The following is a 23,839-nucleotide window of genomic DNA, read 5'->3' as shown; positions in this document are numbered from 1 at the left end:
ACCGCGCTCCGATTTGACCGGTCATGTCGATGCGTATAACATGTGAATACCTGTTCATATGTGTGCTGACCATGACGACCGCCGTGGCTTCTACCGTTTCCGACGTTTCGTTTAGCCGTTTCGACGACCGGTCCGCGGACACCATCGTGCCGCTGGCGGATCTGTTTCGCCTGCTGGGCGACCCGACGCGTTTGCGGATCGTGCTGACGTGCGTCGACGGGCGTCGCCCGGTGGGGGCGATTGCGGAGGCATTGGGCTTGTCGCCTTCACTGGTGAGCCACCATTTGCGGCTGTTGCGCGCGGCGCGGATCGTGCGCGCGGAGCGGCAGGGCAAGCAGGTGTTCTACCTCGCCGCGGATCGTCACATCAGCGCGATGCTAACCAACATGCTGGAGCACGTGGCCGAACCGGCCAGCGATTTTCCTGTGGATGCGACATGAAGAATACGAATAACCCGGATCGGGCAGCGGAAGAGCGCGAGGATGAGCACGCGCCGGTGTGGGTCGATGGAGGCGATGGCGCGGCGCAGGGCGGGCACGATCATGAAAGCCAGAGCCACGAGCATAGTGCCGATGATCATGGGAGTGATGAGCACAGCCATGGCGGTCACAGCCACAGTGGTCACGACCACGGCGGCCACGATGACAGCGGTCATGCCCACGGCGGTGACCATGGCGACCGCGCCCATAGCGGCCACAGCCACGCCGCCCAAAGCCACGCCGGCCATTCCCACGCCGGCCACTCCCACGCCGGCCACAGCCACGCCCACGCCCCCATCCCCGGCCACGGCCGCGCGTTCGCGCTCGCCGTCGCGCTGAACGTCCTGATCGTCGTGATCCAGGCGATCTACGGCGTGCTCGCGCATTCCACCGCACTGCTCGCCGACGCCGGCCACAACCTCTCCGACGTGCTCGGCCTGCTGCTCGCCTGGGGCGCCGGCTGGCTCGCCACGCGGCGTCCTTCGGCGCGCTATACGTTCGGTTACGGCAGCTCGTCGATTCTCGCGTCGCTGGCCAATGCGGGGCTGCTGCTGTTTGCATGCGGCGTGATCGTCGCCGAGGCGATCGGCCGTCTGATGAACCCGGCGCCGGTAGCCGGCCTCGCCGTGTTCGTCGTGGCGACCACCGGCGTGGTCGTCAACGGTATTTCCGCTTGGCTCTTCATGCGTGGGCAGAAGGAAGATCTGAACATCCGCGGCGCATTTCTGCACATGGCGGCCGATGCCGGTATTTCGGCGGCGGTCGCGATCAGCGGCCTGGTGATTCTGTACACCAACTGGACGTGGCTCGACCCGGTGATGAGCTTGCTGGTCGTCGCCGTCGTCGTGGTCGGCACATGGGGCTTGTTGCGCGATTCGGTGCGCCTCGCGCTCGACGCCGTGCCGCCCGGCGTCGACCTGCAACGCATCCGCGACTATCTGGCGACCCAGCCCGGCGTTGTCGATGTGCACGACTTGCACGTGTGGGCGCTGTCGACCACCGGCAACGCACTCAGCGCGCATCTGGTGATGCCGGCCGGCCATCCGGGCGACGAATCGCTCGACGCGATCGTCGTCGTGCTGCGGGAGCGTTTCTCGATGCTACACGCGACGCTGCAGGTCGATCTCGGCACCACCCAGCATCATTGCGCGATGGAGCACGCGCATTGACGTAGGGCGTAATCCTCTACACAAGGGTCACGCAACGCTCTCGCAACGAGCCACTAGAAAGCGCACCCAAAACCCCCGTCCCAACCCGTCCCACCCGCGCATTTTTGACGCAGCGCATCGTAAAACACCTCACCGGCAGCGTCTCCAGGGTGACTTCGTCAGGGCGTACACTAGAACGCACTGCCGCCTCCGGAGCCCCGCATGGACGTTGCTGCAAACAACGCGTCGCCGGTGCTGATCGTCGGCGCGGGTCCCACCGGACTTGCCGCCGCCATGAGCCTCGCGCGTGCCCACGTTCCCGTGCGTCTGATCGACAAGGCCATGCAGCCGAGCCCGTATTCGCGCGCCATCGGCATCCAGGCGCGCACGCTCGAACTGCTCGAGCAGCATCGCCTGATCGAGCCGTTTCTCGCACTCGGTCATCGCGCGCGCGTGGCCAATCTTTTTTCGAATGGCATGCGTCTCGCGCGGCTCGATTTCGATCCGCTGCACACGCGCTATCCGTATCTGCTGTTTCTCGACCAGGCCGTGACCGAGCGTTTGCTGACCGAGCATCTCGCGACGCTCGGCGTGACGATCGAACGCGGCGTCGAACTGATGAATTTCGCACAAGGCTCCGCCAGCGTTCAGGCGACGCTGCGCCGCGCCGACGGCCACACGGAGACCATGCGTCCGTCCTATCTGATCGCCGCCGACGGCGCGCATAGCGCGGTGCGTCATCGGCTCGGCCTGAGCTTCGCGGGCAAGACCCTCGAACAGACCTTCCTGCTCGCCGATCTGCACGCCGAAACCGATTGGCCCGACGACGAGTTTCATATGTTCGCCTCGAACGACGGTCTGGTCGCGCTGTTCCCAATGGGCCACGGCCGGCATCGGTTGATTGCGGATCATGCGGTCGAGCCGTCGGCCATGGCGCCGGCCGCCACGCCCGCGGTGTTGGGTGAGCCGCCGCTCAACCGCGTGCCGCCGCCGTCGCTCGACGACTGCAAGGCGCTGATCGCGCGCCGCGTGCGCGAACGCGTCGACGTGTCGGATCTCAAGTGGTCCGCGCACTTTCATCTGAACAGCCGGATGGTGGACCGCTTGCGTGTCGGCCGGATCTTTCTCGCGGGCGACGCGGCGCATGTTCACAGCCCGGCCGGCGCGCAAGGGATGAACACCGGCATTCAGGAAGCGTTTAATCTCGGCTGGAAACTCGCCCGCGTGCTGAAGAGCGCGGCGCCGGATCGGCTGCTCGATACCTATCACGCCGAACGGCATCCGATCGAGCGCGACGTGCTGCGTCAAACGGGCTTCGTCATGCAGATGGCCGAAGCCGATCATGGACCGCTCAAGCTGTTGCGCGAGCGGGTCATGCCGGTGCTCGCCGCGCTCGGTCCGTTGCGTGACGCCGCGCGTTTGACGATCAGCGAGTTGTCGATCCAGTACCGGCGCAGTCCGCTCACACTCGAACGGGTGCTCGACGGCGGCCCGCGCGCCGGCGAGCGGGCGCCGGATGCGCTGGTGCATGTGGTGGATGGACCGCTGGGCCGCGCGCCGGGCGTCGGCTGTATTTTCGATCTGCACGACCCGGCGTTCTTCTCGCTGTTTCTGCTGGTGCCGCCGCTGCCGGTCGACGGCACGCCGCTCGATCCCGCCGCGAAACATGCGTCGCCGCCGGACGCGGACCGGGATCGCATGGTGGCGGAAGTCGAGCGCCTGTTGCCGGGCGCGGTGCGTATCTGGCGCATTACCGACACGACCGGCGACGGCGGCCCGGCGCTATCCGAATCGTATGGACGCACACGGCCTTCGTTCTACCTCGTGCGACCGGATGGCTATATCAGCGCGCGCGGGCGCACCGGCACCGATCTGCACGCCTTGCTGCGGCATTGCGAAGCATGGTTCGCGGTGGGCGGTGAGATCCCCGAGCCGACCGCGCTATGACGCGGGCGGCCGCAAAACTGCAACGCTGCAAAGCCGCAACGCTGCAAAGCCGCAACGCATTAAACCGGCGCAGGCACGGCAGGCGTCAATTGCTCGCGATGTTTGAGCAGCGCTTCCCTGACGATCGCCGACATCTCGACGCCGCCCGCTGCCGGTTCATCGAGAGACGCCAGCAACGCGCGCCGCATGCGCGGTTCCCAGAAGCGGTGGATATGATCGGCGATGCCGCCCAACGCTTCTTCGCGGTCCGGCATCGAATCGAAAAAATCGCCGATCCGGTTCGCCATGTCGATCAGATTCTGAGTGTCCATGGCTCGCCTCACTTGCCCGAGGTGGCGTTGGCCAGCTCGCGTTGCTTCAGCAGATCGAGCTGTTCGGTGTTGAAGCGCGAATAGTCTTTCTGCCATTGCGACGGCTGTTCGACCGGCATCACCTGCACCGCGGTCACCTTGTATTCCGGGCAGTTGGTGGCCCAGTCGGAGCTGTCGGTGGTGATCACGTTCGCGCCCGATTCGGGGAAGTGGAACGTCGTGTAGACGACGCCCGGCTGCATCCGCTCGGTGACTTTCGCGCGCAACACGGTTTGCCCCGCGCGCGATTCGATGCCGACCCAGTCGTCCATCTTGATGCCACGTTCCTCGGCGTCGTGCGGATGGATTTCCAGACGGTCCTCGTCGTGCCAGCGTGAGTTCTCGGTGCGGCGCGTTTGCGCGCCGACGTTGTATTGCGACAGAATCCGCCCGGTGGTCAGCAGCAGCGGGAATTTGCGCGTGACCTTTTCCGGCGTCGCGATGAACTTCGTAATCACGAACTTGCCCTTGCCGCGCACGAATGTATCGATGTGCATGGTCGGCGTACCGTCCGGCGCGTTCTCGTTGCACGGCCACTGAATGCTGCCGAGTTCGTCGAGCTTCCTGTACGACACGCCGTGAAACGTCGGCGTGAGACGCGCGATCTCGTCCATGATCTGCGACGGGTGCGTGTAGTCCATTTCATAGCCGAGCGCGCGCGCGAGCATCACCGTGACTTCCCAGTCGGCGTAACCCGGCACCGGCGGCATCACCTTGCGCACGCGCGAGATGCGGCGTTCCGCGTTGGTGAAGGTGCCGTCCTTTTCGAGGAACGACGAACCCGGCAGCAGCACGTGTGCGTATTTCGCGGTCTCGTTGAGGAAAATGTCCTGCACCACGATGCATTCCATCGCCGACAGCGCCGCCGCCACATGATGCGTGTTCGGATCCGACTGCACGATGTCTTCGCCCTGGCAGTACAGACCCTTGAAGGTGCCATGCACGGCGGCGTCGAACATGTTCGGAATCCGCAGGCCCGGTTCGGGCTGCAGCGTGACGTTCCACGCTTGCTCGAACAGCGTGCGCGTGACCGTATCGCTAATGTGGCGATAGCCCGGCAACTCGTGCGGGAACGAGCCCATGTCGCACGAGCCCTGCACGTTGTTCTGGCCGCGTAGCGGATTCACGCCGACCCCTTCGCGGCCGATGTTGCCGGTGACCATCGCGAGATTGGCGATGCCCATCACCATCGTCGAGCCCTGCGCGTGTTCGGTGACGCCGAGGCCGTAGTAGATCGCGGCATTGCCGCCGGTCGCGTAGATGCGCGCGGCTTCGCGCACGTGTTGAGCCGGCACGCCGCTCAACGCTTCAGTCGCTTCCGGCGCGTTCTCCGGTAGCGAAACGAAATCGCGCCACTGTTCGAACGCGCGCGTGTCGCAGCGCTCGGCCACGAAGGCTGCGTTGAACAGGCCTTCGGTCACGATCACGTGCGCCAGCGCGTTCACCACGGCCACGTTGGTGCCCGGCCGCAATTGCAGATGATGCGAGGCTTTCACATGCGGCGTGTCGACGATATCGATCCGCCGCGGATCGACCACGATCAGCTTCGCGCCTTCCCGCACGCGGCGTTTCATCCGCGAGCCGAACACCGGGTGGCCGTCGGTCGGATTCGCGCCGATCACCATGATCACGTCGGCTTTATCGACCGAGGCGAAGGTCTGCGTGCCCGCCGATTCGCCGAGCGTGGCCTTCAGGCCGTAGCCGGTCGGCGAATGGCAGACGCGCGCGCAGGTGTCGACGTTGTTGTTGCCGAATGCGGCGCGCACCAGCTTTTGCACGAGGTACGTTTCTTCGTTCGTGCAACGCGACGAGGTGATGCCGCCAATCGAATCGCGGCCGTGTTGTGCCTGAATCCGGCGGAATTCCGACGCCGCGTAACTCAGCGCTTCTTCCCAACTGACTTCGCGCCACGGGTCGGTGATCTTCGCGCGAATCATCGGCCTGGTGATGCGGTCCTTGTGCGTCGCATAGCCCCAGGCGAAGCGGCCTTTCACGCAGGCGTGGCCTTCATTGGCCTGGCCGTTTTTGTGCGGCACCATCCGCACGACCTGGTTGCCTTTCATCTCCGCCTTGAACGAACAACCGACGCCGCAATACGCGCAGGTGGTGACGACCGAATGCTCCGCCTGACCGAGCATGATCACGGTCTTTTCCTGCAGCGTCGCGGTCGGGCAAGCGGCGACGCACGCGCCGCACGACACGCACTCCGATTCCATGAACGGCTGGTTTTCGCTCGCCGCCACGCGCGATTCGAAGCCGCGTCCCGCGATGGTCAGCGCGAACGTGCCTTGCGTTTCCTCGCACGCGCGCACGCAGCGATTGCAGACGATGCACTTCGACGCGTCGTAGGTGAAATACGGGTTCGACTCGTCCTTCTTGTCCTTCAGATGATTCGCGCCGTCGAAGCCGTAGCGCACTTCGCGCAAGCCCGTCACGCCCGCCATGTCCTGCAATTCGCAGTCGCCGTTGGCGGGGCAGGTGAGGCAGTCGAGCGGGTGATCGGAGATATACAGCTCCATCACGTTGCGGCGCAGCGATTGCAGACGATCGGTCTGCGTGCGCACCTTCATGCCGGCTTCGACGGGCGTCGTGCACGACGCCGGATAGCCGCGCTTGCCTTCGATCTCGACCAGACACAGGCGGCACGAGCCGAACGGTTCCAGCGAATCGGTGGCGCACAGCTTCGGCACGTTCACGCCGGCTTCGACGGCGGCGCGCATTACCGAGGTGCCGGCCGGCACCGTCACGCTCTGACCGTCGATTTCCAGCGTGATATCGACGTCGGCATGACGTTCGGGCGTGCCGTAGTCGGTGTCGTCGAAGAACGAACGGGGCGGGCGCAGCGGCGCCTGTTGCAGCGCCTGCGACTTGCACGCGCAGTTGCCTGAGCCGCAGCCGCCGGCAGGGGAGTTGAGCACGTCGGACATGGTGAGCTCCTGGGTCAGGCCGCTTTGGGCGCGTGATGAGGCACGTTCGGGGACGCGTCGGAAGACGCGCCGGCGAGACCGAAGTCTTCGGGGAAATGATCGAGCGCGGACAGCACCGGGAACGGCGTCATGCCGCCCATCGCGCACAGTGAACCGGACACCATCGTGTCGCACAGATCGCGCAGCAATTGCACCTGGCGCGTGGACGTATCGCCGTTGCGGATCCGGCCGATCACTTCGACGCCGCGCGTCGAGCCGATCCGGCACGGCGTGCATTTGCCGCACGATTCGAGCGCGCAGAAGTGCATGGCGTATTGCGCGAGTTCGGCGAGATTCGATGTGTCGTCGTGCACGACCAGGCCGCCGTGGCCGACCACCGCGCCGACCGCCGCATAGGCCTCGTAGTCCATCGGAATGTCCCACTGGCTTTCGGGCAGATAGGTGCCGAGCGGGCCGCCCACCTGCACCGCGCGTACCGGCCGGCCGCTGGCCGTGCCGCCGCCGTAGTCGACCAGCAATTCGCGCAGCGTCACGCCGAATGCGAGTTCGACGAGACCGCCTTGCTTCACGTTGCCGGCCAGTTGGAACGGCAACGTGCCGCGCGAACGGCCCATGCCGAAGTCTTTGTAGAACGCCGCGCCGCGCGCGAAGATCAACGGCACGGTGGCGAGCGTGATGACGTTGTTGATCACGGTCGGCTGCCCGTACAGGCCGACGAGCGCCGGCACCGGCGGCTTCGCGCGGACGATGCCGCGTTTGCCTTCGAGCGATTCGAGCAACGCGGTTTCCTCGCCGCACACATAGGCGCCGGCGCCTTTCGCGACGAACAGCTCGAAGCGATGCGCCGCCGAGCCGAGCACGCTGTCGCCGAGCCAGCCGGCGGCGCGCGCTTTCGCGATGGCCGCTTCGAGCGTCGCGATCGAATGCGGATACTCGCTGCGCACGTAGATATAACCGACGGTTGCGCCCGTCACGACACCCGCGATGATCATCCCTTCGATCAGCATGTACGGATCGCTTTCCATGACCAGACGATCGGAGAACGTGCCCGAGTCGCCTTCATCCGCATTGCAGACGATGTACTTCTGCGCCGCTTTCGCGCCGCGCACCGTGCGCCATTTGATGCCGGCCGGGAACGCCGCGCCGCCGCGGCCGCGCAGGCCGGATTCGATCAGCGCTTCGCAGGCGGCGTCGCCGTCGGTGTGCAGGGCGGCACGCAGGCCGTCGAGGCCGCCGTGGGCAACGTAGTCGTCGACGGAAAGCGGATCGGTGATGCCGATGCGCGCAAACGTCAGGCGCTGTTGCTTCTTCAGATACGGAATCTCGTCGACGAGACCGACGCGCCGCGCGTGTTCGCCGCCTTGCAGGAAGCCGGCGTCGAACAAGGCGGCGACGTCGTCGGCTTCGACATTCGCGTAGCCGATGCGGCCTTCGGCCGTTGCGACTTCGATCAGCGGTTCGAGCCACAGCAAACCGCGCGAGCCGTTGCGGACCAGTTCGATTTCGATGCCACGCTGTGCGGCTTCGGCGACGATCGCCTGAGCCAGCGCGTCGGCGCCGAGCGCCAGTGCGGACGAATCGCAGGGAACGTAAATGCGCGTCATGCCGTCACCTCCACGCACTTTTCGGCGGCGGCGAGAATCGCGTCGAATTTGTGCGGCGTGACCTTCGCGTGCAAGGTGCCGTTGAGCATCAACGCCGGCGAGAGCGCACATTGACCGAGGCAATACACCGATTCGAGTTCCACTGTCGCGTGAGGCTCGTGTTCGGCGTCGAAGCGGCAACCGGTGCGCGCCTCGATATGCTGCGCGAGCGCTTCGGTGCCCATGCTGCGGCAGGCTTCCGCGCGGCACAGTTGCACCGTGACCGGTGCGGCCGGCTGCGTGCGGAAGTGGTGGTAATAAGTGATGACGCCATGCACCTCGGCGCGCGACAGATTCATCGCCTTGGCGAGCGGCGCGACCGTGGCCGGCGGAACATAGCCGAGTTCGTCCTGAATCGCATGCAGCACAGCTAGCAGCGACATGCCCGGACGCGCGTGACGCTGCACGAGTTGATCCGGCGCGACGGCGAGGGAATCGTCCAAGTGGGGGCTCCTCCAAAAGTCATATATGCACTTGTATTTCATAAAGCGTGCACTTATGCTTTGTTTATTCGATATGGGATAGCCGAACAATAGGCGGGTGAAACAGCCCGTGCAATAGGAAAGAGTTGAGCATATATGATCAGAATCGAGTGCCAGGCGGAGCTGGTTGTGAAGGGTGCGGACGGCCGCGAGGCCAGCCTGTCGGACGTCGTGCCGCTGCTCGCGCTGGTGGACGAATCCGGCAGCATCGCGCAGGCGGCCACGCTTAAGGGTTTGTCCTACCGTCATGCATGGGGTCTGTTGCGCAGCATCGAAGAACGTCTGGGCGGTCCGCTGATTGCGAAGGAGCGCGGCCGCGGCTCGGTGCTCTCCGAACTCGGCCAGGCCGTGCTGCGTGCGCAGCGTCTATGCGGCGAACGGCTCGACGGCAACATGCAGGCACTCGCCAGCGAAGTGGCGAGCGATCTGAACCGCTGGCTCGCGCCACCCGCCGACGACGTGCGCATTTTTGCGTCGCATGGGTACGCGGTGGCTGCGCTCGTCACGTCGCTGGTTGCGCACGATCTGCCGGTCGACATCAAATACCGCGACAGCGCCGACGCCGTCAGCGCACTGGCGCGCGGCGAATGCGATCTGGCCGGCTTCCACTTGCCGCGCGGCGAGTTTCGCGCGGCGTGCGCCGATACCTACCGGCGCTGGCTCGATCCGCAGCGCCATGTGCTCGTGCATCTGACGCGGCGCAAGCAGGGACTGTTTCTCGGCAAGGGCAACCCGCGAGGCATTGGCGGTCTCGGCGATCTGGCGCGTGACGACATCCGCTTCGTCAACCGTCAGCCGGGCTCGGGCACGCGCATGCTGCTCGATCTCGCGTTGCGCAAAGTCGGTGTCGATCCGGATCGGGTGAATGGCTATGCGTCGACCGAGCTGACGCATTCGGCGATCGCGGCGTTCGTGGCGAGCGGCATGGCGGACGTGGGCTTCGGCGTGGAACCGGCGGCGCATCACTTCGGGCTCGACTTCATTCCGATCGTCGACGAAGACTATTACTTCGCCTGCGACCGCAGCCGTCTGGAACGCGCGCCGCTCGCGACGGTGATCGAGCTGCTGCGCGGCGCCGCGTTCCGGCATAGCGTCGATCAGCTCGAAGGCTACGATCCGCAGGAATGCGGCACGCTGGTCGACCTCGAAGTCGGCCTCGGCGTGGCGGCGTAAGCAGCCGTAACCATCTACGTGGGTTCGGCGCTGCGCATGGCGCCGGTTTGCGATACGCTCTAAGCTTTCGTTTTCGCCTCAATCGCGCGAGTCGTCGCGCTCAATCGCTATGAAAGCTCTTCTTCACGCATGGGTTGCAGTTGCTGCAACCGGTATGGTTCTCGCCACTGCTCCGGTCGCGTTCGCCCAGAATTCGCCCGGCGTGCCGGGCGGGATCCTGAATGACCAGTTCCGTCTTGCCGAGCATCCGCAAATGCCGTTCGCTGCGTCGGCGCCGTCGGACAAGTATCAGTCGAACAAGAAGTCGGCCATGCGCAAGCGCGGCGACAATGGCGACCCGAACGGCTGTAACCTGCAATGTCCTAAAGACGAGTAACGCGGGAGAAGGTTTTCCGTCTGATTTGTCATGCGACGCCGGCTCGATGCCGGCGTTTTTCATTTGAGCGTGCGTTTCACCGGTGCGCTTATCGCGCGGCGGCCGTTCAGGGCTTGGCGGTGTGCCACATGTCCTTGAACCCATTTCCCTTTTCATCGCCGGACTGCTTGTCCGCCGCGTAGCGGTACAGCGGATGGCCCTTGTACGCCCACTGCTGTTTGCCGTCCGCTGCGGGGATCAGCGTCCAGTCGCCCGACGGCTTATCCATCGAGCCGGCCACCGCGGCGGGCCAGTAACTCATGCAGCCCCCGGTGCAGGCGCTGACGCCGGGCGTGGTGTCTTTGTCGAAGGTATAGAGCGTCATGCCGTCGGCGGTGACGAAGCGGCCGTCGACCGCCTTGGGCGCCTCGGCGAACGCGCTGGGTTGCAGGGCAAAGAGGCTGACAAGGGCGACGCCGAAGAGTGTCTTGCGCATGATGTGGGCTCCTGGTTTGACCGCGTACGGTTTCGAGTTTGTGCAGCGCGGGTCATGCCCGCGCTGCCGGTTTGCGTGCGTGCCAGTCTTAAACGGATCAGGACGGTGATTTATTCCATGTCATACGACGTTACCGGGTTCGTGAGCGCCTGGTTTCATTGGCGTGACTATTTAATGTGAAAATTAATGTTCCGAATTTTCTAATTATTTGTAAGAAATTTCGGGGTAAATTTTTTAATTATGTCTGGTTGGGTTGTTTCGTCATGGAATGGTTGGTGATTGGCTCGCGTTATCCGGGGTTGGAGGAAATATCTCGCTTCCTGGTGGCGATGCCTTCGTCCTGAGCCTTGTTCAGCGAGTCTGAATGAAATTAATTGAGAATGAAAATTCCCCGTTTGGTGGGTAGCACGACCCGATGGGTTTATTGAGTTAGGTCGGATTTGTAAAATAAAGCAAAGGTCCTTCTACCAAAAAAATATGCTGATAAGATTTTATTCGCTTCAGGAGTTAAGAAATTCTTGTGGGCTAATTTAATTTATCGACTTATTCAAAAAGGTACCTCAAATGCAAAAAATCAATCGTAACGAACTGGCTAAATCCGCTGTTGCAGGCGGCTGCTGCAAGTGCAACTCGCAGCCGGCTCAGGCGCCGGTGAAGAGCACGCCGGTCCCGGCGAACACGCGCTCGTAAGCGTGTAGCGCGCACTGGGGCGGTTCCTGAAGGATCGCCCCAGTGCCACGATATGGGCTGTGGAGTTGAAGATGGAATCGAGGCGTACCGCGTCAGCCTTACTGACTTTGCTACGCAACCAATTGGCGTATGCGTGGCGCAGCGCGTGGGGGGCGTTGATGGCTCGCCTGCCGCCTTCGGCTATTGAGCCGTGTGCCTCGGTTGTGTGCAAGTTTCTGGGTCTCGTCAGCGCGCGCAAGCGTTGGCAAGGTATCGCGCGCCTGGAGATCGGGCGAGATGTGCTGCAACTGGCGCCGCTCGATAAGAGTCGTGTCGCCGCAGGACATCTGCGCGAGAAGCTGATCGATCAACGTATTTACTTCGGCCGCTTATCGCGCGGTAGCGAAGCGTGGCCCGACCTGCAGCGCGTCGCCGCCGCACTGGCCGGGAAAATCCGCCAGCTTCAGGCCGAGGAACCGGGGCGTCCTGTCATCGTGTCGCCGTTTCACTACGTGTCGCAATACGCAAACATTTACGTCATCGACGAATTGCGCGCGCTGCTCGGACTCGAGTCGATTGCGGTCGTGTCCGGCGTGCCGCGCGACATGTATGGCAACGATCACGCGCTTATTCCCGGCGTCAACGTGCTCTACACCTATGGCGAAGACGACCGCAACGGACTTGGCCTGCGCGTCGCCCGCGCGTTGAAGCGCAGCGGCGTTGTGGTGTTGTTTGCCGATGTGCCGCCTTTCGCGTTGCATCGCTATCCGATGGAAACCGTCGGCGTGTCCCTGTTCGGCCGTGACGCGCGGATTCACAACGGTGTGTTCCGGCTTGGCGCGCCATTCGGCGCCATGCTTTTGCCATTTTATTTGCGTTTCGAACGCGGGCGCTTCAGTGCCGAACTGTTCGATCCGCTACCCCTTGCCGCCCCTGATGCCGTGCAGCAACTCGCGCATTGCATCGAAACGGCGGTTACCCACAACTATCCAGACTGGCTAGTCGCCGGACATCCGTCGATGTACGCGTTCGCGCCAGTCCGCTAGACCCGTCCGCACGGCGAGGGCGACTGCGACGGCAACACCGACGCAGCCGTGCAACACCACACCCGCCGCAGCCTGGCGGATCGAACCAGCGCCGGGCGCTATCCGGCAGCAATGAAGCTATGGAACCTATCAATCTCCCGCAGTTCAGGGACGTCTCGTGGCGTTGGATCGCTTATGCGACATCGTCGCTAATGGCGATCGCAACCCTATCCGCCTTCTTCCACGACGTCGAACTGAAACAGGACGTGCGTGCGGAAATCGTCTCGCCCGCCGAGGTCAAGATTCAGGGGCTGACCGGACTCGTTTCGGCGATCTACGTCGAGCCGTCCGCGCGCGTCGCGCAGGGGGCCGCGCTGTTCCGGCTCGATCGCGATCTCTCGCTGGCGAGCGACGGTCAACAACGCCCGGCGTTCGACGAACAGATGCGCGACGAACAGATTCGCACGAGCGAAGCCCAATACGCGCAGCGCAAAGCGGATCTGTCCGCGCAATGGGATGCCGCACGCGTCGCCGTGCAAAGCCGGCGCGCGGAAATCACGGCGCTGGGCGAGCAACTGGCGCAGAACCGTGAACTGTCGGACGAAGCCGGCCGCAAACTGACGCGGCTCGAATCGGTCGCCGACTACGTCACCGCGGACCGGGTCGAGCAGGCGAGGGCCGATACGCATCAGGCGAAAGTCGCGCTCGCGCAGGGCGCCGCGCGTCGCCAGCAACTGGGTGCAGAACTCGGCGCGGCGATCGGCACGCAAACGGGCCTCGGCGCCCAGCTCAACGAGCTGGAGGCGCGCCACGCCCGCGATCTGCAGGACATTCGCGTGCGCTTCGAACAAACCCGTCAGGACGCGACGATTTCCGCGCCCAAGGCTGGCGTGGTTACTTTTTCAGGGCTCGTGCCGGGCCGCACGCTTGCACCGGACGACGTCGCGCTCGTCATCTCGACCGGCGAAAAGGGCGGTTTGCGCGCGGCACTGCGCATCCCTTCGCGCCGACGTGGCTTTGTCCGCGAAGGGCAGATCGTGCGGCTGAAGTTCGACGCGTTTCCATACGCCAAATTCGGCAGCTATGAAGCGCGCATCGACTCGATTTCGCGCACGACCGTGCGTTCGGCGATCTCGCGCGGCGCGCCGTCGAAGTCGCCCGGTCCGGACGGCGACTACATGGCGTGGGCCACGCTGAGCGGCGACCAGTTTCACTTCGAGCGGCAACGCTTCGACATCCTGCCCGGCATGGCCGCGACGGCGAGCATCGTGATCGAGCGCCGCACCATCGCCGAATGGGTGCTCGCGCCGCTGTTCCGCGTGCTACGAGGCTGACCATGCGTGCGATCTATCAGAACGAAGTCGCCGAGTGCGGCTATGCGTGTCTCGCCATGGTGTTGTCGCATCTTGGGCGGGCCACGGAAGTGCGCGAATTGCAGGCGTTCAGGCCGGTGTCGGCCAACGGCCTGACGCTCATGGACCTCTACGACGTCGCCGTCGAATTCGGTCTCGCCGTGCAGGCCTACCGGTTCGACGGCGGCGATCTGCCGCGCGTGAAGCGCGGTTCGATCCTGCATTTCGGCGGCGCGCATTTCGTGGTGTTCGAGAAGTGCGGGCGTGGTTACGTCCAGGTGATCGATCCGGCCAGCGGCCGCCGGCGCATTTCGATGGACACCTTCGTGGCCAACGTGTCCGGCTATCTGCTCGAATGCGCGGCGACGCCGCTCATGCCGCGCATCCGCGACAAGTCTCGGGTGCCCGCCGCGCTCGCCCGTGTGCGTGCGCTGAATCCGCAACTCAAGGCACAGATCGCCAAGGTGATGTTCGTGGCGCTCGGCAGCCAGTTCGCGATCCTCGCCATGCCGTATCTCGGCAATCTGGTGCTCGACGACGTGGTCGCCGCCGACAACCTCAATCTGCTGAACGTGCTCATGCTGACGTTCTCGGGTATTTTCGTCGCGGGCGCGCTGAGCCACTACGTCGAAACGTATCTCGTCGGACTGCTGCATGGTTTCGTGCAGATGAACATGACCGAGGGGCTGCTGTTGAAGCTGTTGCGCAATCCGATTCCGTACTTCGAGAAGCGGCACGTCGGCGATCTGTTCGCGCGCGTGAAGGCGCAGGACGAAATCAGCATCTTCACGACGCGCACTACCATCGCGCTGTGTATCGACATGGTGGTCGGCACCTTGGCGCTCGCGCTGATGCTGGTGCAGAGCCCGCAACTCACGGTGATCGCGCTGCTGGTTTTCACGGTCTACGTTGCCGTGTCGTTCGCGCTGTTTGCGCGAATGCGCGATACCCACGCGCTCGTGCTGGAAGAATCGGCCCGCTGCGACGACACGCTGATCGAGACGATACGCGGCGCGTCGCTGATCAAGCTGTCGCAGGGCGAGACGCGGCGCACCGCGATCTTCATGGCCAAATACCGCGCGTATACCGCGGCGCTGGTGCAAAACAGCAAGCTCGGCAGCGCGCGCGACGCGATCCTGAAGCTCGTCAATTACGCCGACATGATCGCGATCACCTGGTTCGCGGCGCGGCTGATGCTGGGCGGCGTGATCTCGGTGGGCGTGTTCTATTCATTTCTGATCTACAAGTCGCTGCTGTCGGAGCGCTTTGCGCGTTCCATCAACGCGGCCTTTGAGTATTTCATGCTGAGCGTGCCGGCGGCGCGGGTCGGCGACATCGTCGACTGCGAGGCGGAGCGCTACACGCCGCCTGCCGACACGCATAAAACCGTCGAGGTGCGCAGCTTCGAGCGCATCGACGTGCGCGACGTCACGTTCCGCTACGGCGTGTCGGATCAGCCGGTGCTCAAGCGCGCGAATATCGTCATTCGCCGCGGCGACAAGATCGTGATCACGGGTTCATCGGGCAGCGGCAAGTCCACGCTTTTCAAGCTGCTTGCGGCGGCTGAGCCGCTTCAGGACGGCGAGATCACGCTGAACGGCATCGCGTGGCCGAACCTCACCGTCGACGAAATCCGTCGCCACGCCGTGCATATGCGCCAGGGCGATCTGATCCTGCATGGCTCGATTGCGGAGAATGTGTCGCTGTTCGCCGGCAACGCGGACGAAGCCCGCATTCACGCCTTGCTTGACGACGTCGGCCTGCTGCCCGACGTAATGCGTTTGCCGATGCGTACGCGCACGGTGATCAGCGACACGATCGCGAATATTTCCGCCGGGCAGCGGCAGCGTCTGCTGCTTGCGCGCGCGTTGTATCAGCAACGTGAGCTGCTGTTGCTCGATGAGCCGACGTCGAATCTCGATCCGGCGTCGGTGCGGCAGATCGTGGCTTTGTTGCAGCGCATCGAGCGAACGGTCGTGGTGATTACGCACGACATGTCGCTTGCGGCGGCGTTCGACACGCGTTACCGGTTGGTCGAAGGCGAGTTGGTGTGCGAGGCGCGTGCGGGCGTGATGGCCCATGACTAGGCGCACGGTGCCGGGCTGGCTCTGGCTGATCGCGCTCGCCTGTGTCGCGCTGGCGAGGCCGGCTGCGGCGGTCGATCTGTCGACGGTGGTCGAGCAGGCCACCGACCACGACGCGGATCTCGCGGCATTCCGTGCGGGCTCCAAAGCGGCCCAGCAGGCGCTGCCCAAGGCGCGCGCCGGGTTCTTGCCGCAAGTCGCGGGCGGCTGGGGGCGCGCGTACAACAGTACGGTGATGGAAGGTTTTCCGCGTAACACCTACTGGCAGAACGGTTGGAGCGTCACGCTGACGCAGCCGGTCTTCGACTGGAGCCGCTGGACGGTTTACAAGCAGGCTGACGTGATTGCGGCGCGCGGCGTGCTGGAGGTGGCGAGCGCTCAGCAGTCCTCCATCGTGCAGGCGGTGCGCGCGTATTTCGACGAGCTTGCCGCTGAAGACGAGCTGACGCGCGCCAACGACTACACGATGGCCCTCGATTTGCATTTCGACCAGTTACGCCGCAGGCAGGCGGCGGGCGAGGCGACCGTGATCGACCTGCAGGAAGCCGACGCGGCGCGCGAGCAGGCCCAGTTGCAGCAGCAGGACGCGCGTAGCGAGTTGCAGCTTAAGCGGCTTGCTTTGGAACAACTCACGGGGCAGCCGTTTGCTGCGCTGTCGCGGCTGTCGGACAGCGCGGCCATGCCGAGGTTGGACCCAGTGGACGGCGAGAATTGGGCCTCGCAGGCCGAAACCCACGACTTCCGGGTGCAGTTGAAGCAGATCGACCGACGCTTGGCGGAACTGGAGGTCGAGAAGGCGCGGGCGAGACATCTGCCGGTCGTGAACCTGTCGGCGAGTCACACGCCGGCGGGCGCCGCATCCGGCTACTCCCGGCCGACAACGACCACGACCGCGATGTTGTCGATCACGATTCCGCTGTTCGAAGGCGGCGATACTACTGCCATCGTCGACGAAAAGCTCGCGCTGGAAGACAAGGCGCAGGACGAACTGCTGGCGGCGCAACGCGTCGCGAGTGCGACGGCGCGCGAGAACTGGTCGCGCTTTCGCAGCGGCGCGGCGCGGGTCGATTCGCTGACGCGTTTGATGCGGACTTCGCGCGCGGCGCTCGACGCGACTCAGGTGGGTTATAAGGTGGGCAGCCGGACCAGCGCGGATGTGTTGCGCGCGTCGGATGCGTTGTACTCGACTCGGCGGGATTGGATCCGCGCACGCTACGCGACGATTGTGGCGTTGCTGCAGCTTAAGGCTGCGACGGCGGCACTGGATTTTGACGAGGTGGAGCGGGTGAATGGGTTGCTGGTGAGGGCGGGTGGTGGGGCGGCGAGCGTGGCTGTGAATGGGCCTGTGAATGGGCTCGCGAATGAGGCTCCTGCACATGCAATTGCGAACAGAGCTGCAGTTGTGACGATCGAGCGGCCGCCCAGCAGTGCCGCGGCCGTGGGTCAGACCATTCCCGAGCATAGCGCTGACGGTTGGGCCTCGCCTTCGGCCTCAGCCTCAGCCGCCGCAAACGCACTCCAAACCTGGCGCGCCTCGACGCTAACGGAGCAGTAAACGCGCAGCGCGTTTGCATCGAATCGCTCGCCGGACGCCGGCAACAAAAAACCCCGAGAGCTCGACGCTGTCGGGGTTTTTCATAAAGCGCGGCACCGGTGCGGTGTGCGCGATGTCTGGTGGAGGCGGCGGGAATCGAACCCGCGTCCAGAAGCACTCTACGACTAGTTCTACATGTTTAGTTCTGTCATTTGATTTAACCCGAGCGACGCGGACGAACACGCTGCACTAAGGCGATTCACTAGGTTTTCGACCCGGATGTCGTGACACCACCAAGGCTTAACTGACGTATATGACCTCTGTCGGTATTGCTACCGGTCTTGCGACTCTAGCCCGTCAGTGAACTAGGCAGAGGACGGCGGCCCTTAGGCTGCCAGTGCGAACGTTTCGTCGTTTGCAGTTACGTTTTTCCCATTGATTAACGAGGTGACGGGTCCTCGACATGCCCTAGCCGCTTCGCAACCCCTGTCGAAACCAGGTCGCCCCCGCGGTTCGTTGCTCAAAACCTCTGAACCAACGTAGATTTTACAATAGATTGACGGCCGCGTCCTGACTCATTGGCAAAGCGAATGCGGCGGCGCGCTGCGTTCGCTTTGCTGCGGCATTCGTTGGGACATCAACCGATGTCGCGCAGGAGCTTTTGCAGTTCCGCCGGCGACTGAACGACGTGTTGCGCATGCCATTGCGTCGGCGGAATGTCGTTGCCGCAATAGCCGTACGCGGCGGCGATTGTTTTCATGCCGGCGGCGAAGCCTGCCTGCACGTCGCGCAGGTCGTCGCCGACGTAGACGATGCGCTCCGGCACCACGTCCAGCTCACGTGCGGCGTGCAGCAACGGCGCGGGGTGGGGCTTCGAGTGCGGTGTCGTGTCACCGCTCACGATGCAGCCCGCGCGCTCTTCCAGACCGAGCTGGGCGATCAGCGGCTCAGTGAGCCGGGCCACCTTGTTCGTGACGATGCCCCAGCGCACGCCGCGGGCGTCGAGCTCGTCCAGCATCTCGGGAATGCCCGGAAACAGCGTGGTCTCGATGCACAAGTCCGCCTCGTAGTTGGCGAGGAATTCTTCACGCATCGACGCGAACTCGTGACTGTCGGGACCGATGCCGAACGCCCCACCAATCAGCCCACGCGCGCCGGCGGAGGCGAGCGGCCGCAGGTCTTCGAGCGGCACCATCTCGAGCCCGCGATCGTGGCGCATCTTGTTGACGGCGGCCGCGAGATCGGGCGCCGTGTCGGCTAGCGTGCCGTCCAGATCGAACAGGACGGCATGGCAAAGACCTAAGGCATCCTCGTTGTCTTCGCGTTGGGGCAGGGGCGTGGGATCGCTCATTGATGGGTTCGGGTCGGCAGGTCGTGGCGAATCAGACGTCGCGGCGGCAGGCGAGCATGTAGTTCACGCTCGTGTCGGCGGACAGCGCGAAATGCTTGCTGAGCGGGTTGTAGACGATACCTTTGATGTCGGCTGTGCGCAGCTCCGCCGCGCGCACGAAGCTCGCCAATTCCGACGGGCGAATGAAGCGAGCGTAGTCGTGCGTGCCCTTGGGCAGCATGCGTGCGATGTATTCGGCACCGATCACCGCAAACAGGTACGACTTCACGTTGCGGTTCAGCGTGGAGAAGAACACCCAGCCGCCGGGCTTCACCAGCGTTTTGCAGGCTTCGACAATGGCGGACGGCTCCGGCACGTGCTCGAGCATTTCCATGCAGGTGACCACGTCGTACGTGCCCGGTTCGCGGGCGGCGAGCGCCTCGGCGGCGATTTCTTCGTAGTCGACGGTGACGCCGCTTTCAAGACTGTGAAGATCGGCCACGCCGAGCGCCTGGTGCGACAGGTCGATACCTTTGACGTGCGCGCCCAGGCTAGCCATGGACTCCGACAGAATCCCGCCGCCGCAGCCGATATCCAGCACCTTCTTGCCCGCGAGAGGCGCATGAGCGTCGATCCAGCTCAGACGAATGGGATTGAGTTCGTGCAGCGGTTTGAATTCCGCATTCGGGTCCCACCAACGATGTGCAAGGTCGCTGAATTTCTGCAGTTCGTGGGGATCGGCGTTGGTCATAGCGGAAGCTGCCTCGATGAGAGCGGTGAGCGGGCGCTCGAGGATAAACCCTGAGTATATAGGTCGAGCGACAGGGCGGCAAAATGCCGCGTCGTTCTGGGGCGCGATCCATGCCGTCGTGCCGTGCGGGGTCGCTCGTGAATCTGCAAGACGCGTGTATCTGCGCGTGGGAATCCGCCTCGACACGCCTTCGATCTGCGGGAAAAACAGGCATAAAAAAAAGCCCCGCCGAAGCGGGGCTTTGATACTGCGGTAACTTGGAGCTTATTGCTTCGAAGTACCGACAACTTCGACTTCCACGCGACGATCCGGTGCGAGGCAGGCGATAAGTTGCTTGCGGTTCTTCTGGTTGCAACCGGTCGTGACCGGGTTGCGCTTGCCCTTGCCTTCCGTATAGATACGGTTGGATTCGATGCCCTTGCTGACCAGGTATGCCTTGACAGCTTGAGCGCGGCGCAGCGACAGACGATCGTTGTACTTGTCCGAACCGATACGGTCCGTGTAACCCGTTGCAACGACGACTTCCAGGTTCAAAGCGCCGATCTTCGATGCGAGATCGTCCAGCTTTTCCTTACCGCCCGGCTTCAGGATTGCCTTGTCGAAGTCGAACAGCGCGTCAGCTTGATACGTAATCTTTTGGCTGGTGATAGCCGGTGCAGGTGCGACCGGAGCCGGCGGGGTCGGAGCCTGGGCAACCAGGGCGCCATCGCACTTTGCGTTGGCCGTTGCCGGCGTCCAGAATGCATCGCGCCAGCAAAGTTCGTTCGTGCCGTTCATCCACACGTATTCGCCGGTACCATTCACCCAGTTGTCGTTCGTAGCTTGTCGCGACGCCGGCACCGACTGCGCCATGGCGGATGCAGCCATAACTGCGGTAGCTGCAATGAACGCGAGCTTTGAAAGTTTATTCATATTTCTCCTCTCGAAATTGAGATTACCGCAGGTTTACTGCGAGCCTGTTGACGAAGACAAGTCATACATTGCTCGAAGTATAACATCGGTGTAGAACAAAAAAGCGTGCTGTGTAGACTTCGAGCAGTGTCTAACTCTTTGTGCGTTGGCATTTTGCCATATCGTTCCCTTCCCACGATAAAAAAATCTGCCCCCAATCAAATCGCCCTTCAATTGTGGTGCATGCGCAACAGAAGCAATCCGCTGGAGGCTCCGCCAGTCATGGCTGAGCGGCGGATTGCCCCACGCACGAATCGCGCCTGACCGGCGCAAAAGTGGGGCATCGGGACGCGCTCTCCAATCACCCTCTAATAGGTATACGTGCCTGAGTCGGGAGCGGATTCGCGGCATGTTAGAATCGCGTGATGCGTTGCGCCTGCAATGCTTACGCCAAGGCGTCGTTTACTCGTCGCGTTGGCACGTAAAAGATACGGATAATGGATCAATTCGCCAAAGAGACTCTGCCAATCTCCCTAGAGGAGGAAATGCGCCGTTCGTATCTCGATTACGCGATGAGCGTGATCGTGGGGCGTGCGCTTCCTGATGTTCGCGATGGCCTGAAGCCGGTGCACCGGCGCGTGCTGTACGCGATGCACGAACTGAACAACGACTGGAACCGGGCTTACAAGAAGTCGGCGCGTATTGTCGGCGACGTCATCGGTAAGTACCACCCGCACGGCGACACGGCTGTTTACGACACCATCGTCCGGATGGCGCAGAACTTCTCGCTGCGCTACATGCTGGTGGACGGCCAGGGCAACTTCGGTTCCGTGGACGGCGACAACGCCGCCGCGATGCGATACACCGAAATCCGCATGGCGAAGATCGGCCACGAGTTGCTGGCCGACATCGACAAGGAAACGGTCGACTTCACGCCGAACTACGACGGCAGTGAAAATGAACCGGCCATTCTGCCCGCGCGCATTCCCAATCTGCTGATCAATGGCTCGTCCGGTATCGCGGTCGGCATGGCGACCAACATTCCGCCGCACAACCTCAACGAGGTCGTCGACGCTTGCCAGCATCTGCTTAAAAACCCGGAAGCCACGATCGACGAACTGATCGAGATCATTCCGGCGCCCGATTTCCCGACCGCCGGCATCATCTACGGCGTCGCCGGCGTGCGCGACGGCTATCGCACCGGCCGCGGCCGCGTGCTGATGCGCGCGCTCACGCACTTCGAGGAAATCGATCGCGGTCAGCGCATGTCGATCATCGTCGACGAACTGCCGTACCAGGTGAACAAGCGCTCACTTCTGGAACGCATTGCCGAGCTGGTCAACGAGAAGAAGCTCGAAGGCATTTCCGATATCCGCGACGAGTCCGACAAGAGCGGCATGCGTGTCGTGATCGAGCTCAAGCGCGGTGAAGTGCCGGAAGTCGTGCTCAACAATCTGTACAAGGCGACCCAGCTTCAGGACACCTTCGGCATGAATATGGTCGCGCTGGTCGACGGCCAGCCGAAGTTGCTGAACCTGAAGGAAATGCTGTCGTGCTTCCTGTCGCATCGCCGGGAAGTGCTGACGCGGCGCACCGTATACGAGCTGCGCAAGGCGCGCGAACGCGGTCACGTGCTCGAAGGTCTGGCGGTTGCGCTCGCCAACATCGACGAGTTCATCGCGCTCATCAAGGGTGCGCCGACTCCGCCGATCGCGAAACAGGAATTGATGGCGCGTCCGTGGGATTCGTCGCTGGTGCGCGAAATGTTGTCGCGTGCCGAGTCGGAAAACGCGTCGGCCGGCGGTCGCGAGGCCTACCGTCCTGACGGGTTGAATCCGGCGTTCGGTATGCAGTCCGACGGCCTCTACCGTCTGTCCGACACCCAGGCTCAGGAAATTCTGCAGATGCGTCTGCAACGCCTGACGGGTCTCGAGCAGGACAAGATCATCGGCGAGTACCGCGAAGTGATGGCGCAAATCGCCGACCTGCTGGACATTCTGGCTCGCCCGGAACGCATTACGGCGATCATCGTCGACGAACTGACGTCGATCAAAGCCGAATTCGGCGACGCGCGCCGCTCGAAGATCGAGATGAACGCGACCGAGCTGAACACGGAAGACCTGATCACGCCGCAGGAAATGGTCGTGACCATGTCGCATGCCGGCTATGTGAAGTCGCAGCCGCTGTCCGAGTACAGTGCGCAGAAGCGTGGTGGCCGCGGCAAGCAGGCCACGGCCATGAAAGAAGACGACTGGATCGACACGCTGTTCATCGCGAACACGCACGACCACATTCTGTGCTTCTCGAACCGCGGTCGCGTGTACAGCGTGAAGGTCTACGAAGTGCCGCAAGGTTCGCGGAACTCGCGCGGCCGTCCGATCGTGAATATCTTCCCGCTGCAGGAAGGCGAAAAGATTACGGTTGTCTTGCCGGTCAAGGAATTCTCGGCCGACAAATTCGTGTTCATGGGCACCGCGTTAGGAACGGTAAAAAAGACGCCGCTGGAAGCCTTTGGCCGCGTGCTGCGCAAAGGTATTATTGCGGTCGGTCTGGATGACGGCGATTACCTGATTGGCGCCGCGATTACAGACGGCCAGCACGACGTCATGCTGTTCTCGGATTCGGGCAAAGCGGTTCGCTTCGACGAGAACGACGTGCGTCCGATGGGCCGTGAGGCGCGCGGCGTGCGCGGCATGCAGCTCGAAGACGGCCAGAACGTGATTGCGTTGCTGGTGGCCGGCGACGAGCAGCAGTCGGTGCTCACCGCTACGGAAAACGGTTTTGGCAAGCGTACGCCGATCATCGAGTACACCCGTCACGGGCGCGGCACGAAGGGCATGATCGCGATTCAGACGTCGGAGCGCAACGGCCGGGTCGTCGCCGCAACGCTGGTCGATCAGGAAGCGCAGATCATGCTGATCACCAATACGGGCGTGCTGATTCGCACGCGCGTGTCGGAAATCCGCGAAATGGGCCGTGCAACCCAAGGTGTTACACTCATCAGCCTTGACGAAGGGACCAAGCTTTCAGGTCTGCAACAGGTTGCTGAAGCGGAAGCTGAGGGTGATGTGGAAGGCGACACCGAAGGTCCGGCCGAAGGTGAAAACGGCAGCGACGAAGGTGGGGCAGCCTGATCCGCGTTGGCGGCTTTCAGTCTCAGTGATTGGTTGAAAGCTGCGCAGGGAATAATGGCGTATCGGGCC

At 63.3% G+C, this 23,839-nt stretch carries 19 protein-coding genes and 1 other RNA gene; 11 read left to right on the top strand and 9 right to left on the bottom strand.

Features of this window, described 5'->3' with window-relative positions; all coding sequences use genetic code 11:
* The first annotated feature begins 71 nt into the window (after positions 1–71).
* From HWY05_RS13225 to HWY05_RS13215, 3 genes are all read left to right on the top strand, one after another.
* The gene (locus HWY05_RS13225; RefSeq protein ID WP_035547625.1) at positions 72–440 is read left to right on the top strand and encodes a metalloregulator ArsR/SmtB family transcription factor; all 369 of its coding nucleotides are present in this window, start codon (positions 72–74) and stop codon (positions 438–440) included.
* Positions 437–1,648: a cation diffusion facilitator family transporter gene (locus HWY05_RS13220; RefSeq protein ID WP_244146605.1), complete on the top strand. Its 1,212-nt coding sequence runs from the start codon at positions 437–439 to the stop codon at positions 1,646–1,648. The genes HWY05_RS13225 and HWY05_RS13220 overlap by 4 nt, the downstream gene beginning before the upstream one ends.
* A 201-nt stretch (positions 1,649–1,849) precedes the next feature.
* On the top strand, positions 1,850–3,574 hold the full coding sequence (locus HWY05_RS13215) for an FAD-dependent monooxygenase (RefSeq protein WP_176058640.1): 1,725 nt from the start codon (positions 1,850–1,852) through the stop codon (positions 3,572–3,574).
* A gap of 59 nt (positions 3,575–3,633) precedes the next feature.
* Here HWY05_RS13215 and HWY05_RS13210 read toward each other — a convergent pair whose 3' ends face one another.
* The 4 genes from HWY05_RS13210 to HWY05_RS13195 are packed head-to-tail and all read right to left on the bottom strand — an operon-like array spanning position 3,634 to position 8,937.
* Positions 3,634–3,885, bottom strand: coding sequence for a formate dehydrogenase subunit delta (locus HWY05_RS13210; RefSeq protein ID WP_035547616.1), 252 nt, complete (start codon positions 3,883–3,885; stop codon positions 3,634–3,636).
* A gap of 8 nt (positions 3,886–3,893) precedes the next feature.
* A complete protein-coding gene (gene fdhF / locus HWY05_RS13205; RefSeq protein WP_176058639.1) occupies positions 3,894–6,851 on the bottom strand; it encodes a formate dehydrogenase subunit alpha in 2,958 nt (985 codons plus the stop codon).
* A gap of 14 nt (positions 6,852–6,865) precedes the next feature.
* The gene (locus tag HWY05_RS13200) at positions 6,866–8,455 is read right to left on the bottom strand and encodes a formate dehydrogenase beta subunit (RefSeq protein WP_176058638.1); all 1,590 of its coding nucleotides are present in this window, start codon (positions 8,453–8,455) and stop codon (positions 6,866–6,868) included.
* Positions 8,452–8,937, bottom strand: a complete 486-nt coding sequence (locus HWY05_RS13195; RefSeq protein ID WP_176058637.1) for an NAD(P)H-dependent oxidoreductase subunit E — start codon at positions 8,935–8,937, stop codon at positions 8,452–8,454. The genes HWY05_RS13200 and HWY05_RS13195 overlap by 4 nt, the downstream gene beginning before the upstream one ends.
* A 135-nt stretch (positions 8,938–9,072) precedes the next feature.
* Between HWY05_RS13195 and HWY05_RS13190 the strand changes: the two genes are divergently transcribed.
* Positions 9,073–10,149, top strand: a complete 1,077-nt coding sequence (locus tag HWY05_RS13190) for a substrate-binding domain-containing protein (protein WP_035547603.1) — start codon at positions 9,073–9,075, stop codon at positions 10,147–10,149.
* Positions 10,150–10,258: 109 nt separating this feature from the next.
* Positions 10,259–10,525 (top strand): hypothetical protein, encoded by a 267-nt coding sequence (locus HWY05_RS13185; protein WP_035547600.1) that lies wholly within the window; start codon positions 10,259–10,261, stop codon positions 10,523–10,525.
* Positions 10,526–10,631: 106 nt separating this feature from the next.
* On the opposite strand, the gene HWY05_RS13180 is transcribed toward HWY05_RS13185, so the two are convergent.
* Positions 10,632–11,000, bottom strand: coding sequence for a hypothetical protein (locus HWY05_RS13180; protein ID WP_176058636.1), 369 nt, complete (start codon positions 10,998–11,000; stop codon positions 10,632–10,634).
* A 564-nt stretch (positions 11,001–11,564) separates the two neighbouring features.
* Here HWY05_RS13180 and HWY05_RS38630 point away from each other — a divergent pair.
* The 5 genes from HWY05_RS38630 to HWY05_RS13160 all read left to right on the top strand — a co-directional run bounded on the left by HWY05_RS38630 (position 11,565) and on the right by HWY05_RS13160 (position 17,685).
* Positions 11,565–11,690 carry a hypothetical protein gene (locus HWY05_RS38630; RefSeq protein ID WP_279614171.1) on the top strand — a complete coding sequence of 42 codons (126 nt, stop codon included), beginning with the start codon at positions 11,565–11,567 and terminating at the stop codon, positions 11,688–11,690.
* A 71-nt stretch (positions 11,691–11,761) separates the two neighbouring features.
* Entirely contained in the window at positions 11,762–12,715 is a 954-nt protein-coding gene (locus HWY05_RS13175; RefSeq protein WP_176058635.1) for a hypothetical protein, read from the top strand.
* Between the two features lie 119 nt (positions 12,716–12,834).
* Entirely contained in the window at positions 12,835–14,028 is a 1,194-nt protein-coding gene (locus tag HWY05_RS13170) for an HlyD family efflux transporter periplasmic adaptor subunit (protein WP_176058634.1), read from the top strand.
* A gap of 2 nt (positions 14,029–14,030) precedes the next feature.
* On the top strand, positions 14,031–16,133 hold the full coding sequence (locus HWY05_RS13165) for a peptidase domain-containing ABC transporter (RefSeq protein WP_176058633.1): 2,103 nt from the start codon (positions 14,031–14,033) through the stop codon (positions 16,131–16,133).
* Positions 16,126–17,685 (top strand): TolC family protein, encoded by a 1,560-nt coding sequence (locus HWY05_RS13160; RefSeq protein WP_176058632.1) that lies wholly within the window; start codon positions 16,126–16,128, stop codon positions 17,683–17,685. Before HWY05_RS13165 ends, HWY05_RS13160 begins: the two co-directional genes overlap by 8 nt.
* 117 nt (positions 17,686–17,802) lie before the next feature.
* Here HWY05_RS13160 and ssrA read toward each other — a convergent pair.
* The 4 genes from ssrA to ompA form a co-directional block, all read right to left on the bottom strand.
* Positions 17,803–18,172, bottom strand: a transfer-messenger RNA (tmRNA) gene (gene ssrA / locus HWY05_RS13155).
* Positions 18,173–18,301: 129 nt separating this feature from the next.
* Positions 18,302–19,015: a phosphoglycolate phosphatase gene (gene gph / locus HWY05_RS13150; RefSeq protein WP_176058631.1), complete on the bottom strand. Its 714-nt coding sequence runs from the start codon at positions 19,013–19,015 to the stop codon at positions 18,302–18,304.
* Positions 19,016–19,046: 31 nt separating this feature from the next.
* A complete protein-coding gene (gene ubiG / locus HWY05_RS13145) occupies positions 19,047–19,745 on the bottom strand; it encodes a bifunctional 2-polyprenyl-6-hydroxyphenol methylase/3-demethylubiquinol 3-O-methyltransferase UbiG (RefSeq protein ID WP_035547584.1) in 699 nt (232 codons plus the stop codon).
* 264 nt (positions 19,746–20,009) lie between these two features.
* Positions 20,010–20,657, bottom strand: a complete 648-nt coding sequence (ompA, locus tag HWY05_RS13140; protein WP_007180879.1) for an outer membrane protein OmpA — start codon at positions 20,655–20,657, stop codon at positions 20,010–20,012.
* A 476-nt stretch (positions 20,658–21,133) separates the two neighbouring features.
* On the opposite strand from ompA, the gene gyrA reads away from it, so the two are divergent.
* Complete coding sequence (gene gyrA, locus HWY05_RS13135; protein WP_176058630.1) at positions 21,134–23,770, top strand: DNA gyrase subunit A; 2,637 nt, start codon at positions 21,134–21,136, stop codon at positions 23,768–23,770.
* Positions 23,771–23,839 lie beyond the last annotated feature (69 nt).

The sequence above is a fragment of the Paraburkholderia sp. BCC1876 genome, assembly GCF_902833695.1.
Taxonomy (GTDB): domain Bacteria; phylum Pseudomonadota; class Gammaproteobacteria; order Burkholderiales; family Burkholderiaceae; genus Paraburkholderia.
Note: the sequence above shows the minus strand (reverse complement) of the source record. Positions and strands in the feature narration are given on the sequence as shown.

Excerpts from the sequence above, each read along its gene's own strand:
- gph (WP_176058631.1), bottom strand. The coding sequence starts at position 19,015 with ATGAGCGATCCCACGCCCCTGCCCCAACGCGAAGACAACGAGGATGCC.
- HWY05_RS13210 (WP_035547616.1), bottom strand. The coding sequence starts at position 3,885 with ATGGACACTCAGAATCTGATCGACATGGCGAACCGGATCGGCGATTTT.
- HWY05_RS13180 (WP_176058636.1), bottom strand. The coding sequence starts at position 11,000 with ATGCGCAAGACACTCTTCGGCGTCGCCCTTGTCAGCCTCTTTGCCCTG.
- gyrA (WP_176058630.1), top strand. The coding sequence starts at position 21,134 with ATGGATCAATTCGCCAAAGAGACTCTGCCAATCTCCCTAGAGGAGGAA.
- ompA (WP_007180879.1), bottom strand. The coding sequence starts at position 20,657 with ATGAATAAACTTTCAAAGCTCGCGTTCATTGCAGCTACCGCAGTTATG.
- HWY05_RS13225 (WP_035547625.1), top strand. The coding sequence starts at position 72 with ATGACGACCGCCGTGGCTTCTACCGTTTCCGACGTTTCGTTTAGCCGT.
- HWY05_RS13215 (WP_176058640.1), top strand. The coding sequence starts at position 1,850 with ATGGACGTTGCTGCAAACAACGCGTCGCCGGTGCTGATCGTCGGCGCG.
- HWY05_RS13220 (WP_244146605.1), top strand. The coding sequence starts at position 437 with ATGAAGAATACGAATAACCCGGATCGGGCAGCGGAAGAGCGCGAGGAT.
- HWY05_RS13200 (WP_176058638.1), bottom strand. The coding sequence starts at position 8,455 with ATGACGCGCATTTACGTTCCCTGCGATTCGTCCGCACTGGCGCTCGGC.
- HWY05_RS38630 (WP_279614171.1), top strand. The coding sequence starts at position 11,565 with ATGCAAAAAATCAATCGTAACGAACTGGCTAAATCCGCTGTTGCAGGC.
- HWY05_RS13170 (WP_176058634.1), top strand. The coding sequence starts at position 12,835 with ATGGAACCTATCAATCTCCCGCAGTTCAGGGACGTCTCGTGGCGTTGG.
- HWY05_RS13185 (WP_035547600.1), top strand. The coding sequence starts at position 10,259 with ATGAAAGCTCTTCTTCACGCATGGGTTGCAGTTGCTGCAACCGGTATG.
- ubiG (WP_035547584.1), bottom strand. The coding sequence starts at position 19,745 with ATGACCAACGCCGATCCCCACGAACTGCAGAAATTCAGCGACCTTGCA.
- HWY05_RS13165 (WP_176058633.1), top strand. The coding sequence starts at position 14,031 with ATGCGTGCGATCTATCAGAACGAAGTCGCCGAGTGCGGCTATGCGTGT.
- HWY05_RS13160 (WP_176058632.1), top strand. The coding sequence starts at position 16,126 with ATGACTAGGCGCACGGTGCCGGGCTGGCTCTGGCTGATCGCGCTCGCC.
- HWY05_RS13175 (WP_176058635.1), top strand. The coding sequence starts at position 11,762 with ATGGAATCGAGGCGTACCGCGTCAGCCTTACTGACTTTGCTACGCAAC.
- HWY05_RS13190 (WP_035547603.1), top strand. The coding sequence starts at position 9,073 with ATGATCAGAATCGAGTGCCAGGCGGAGCTGGTTGTGAAGGGTGCGGAC.
- fdhF (WP_176058639.1), bottom strand. The coding sequence starts at position 6,851 with ATGTCCGACGTGCTCAACTCCCCTGCCGGCGGCTGCGGCTCAGGCAAC.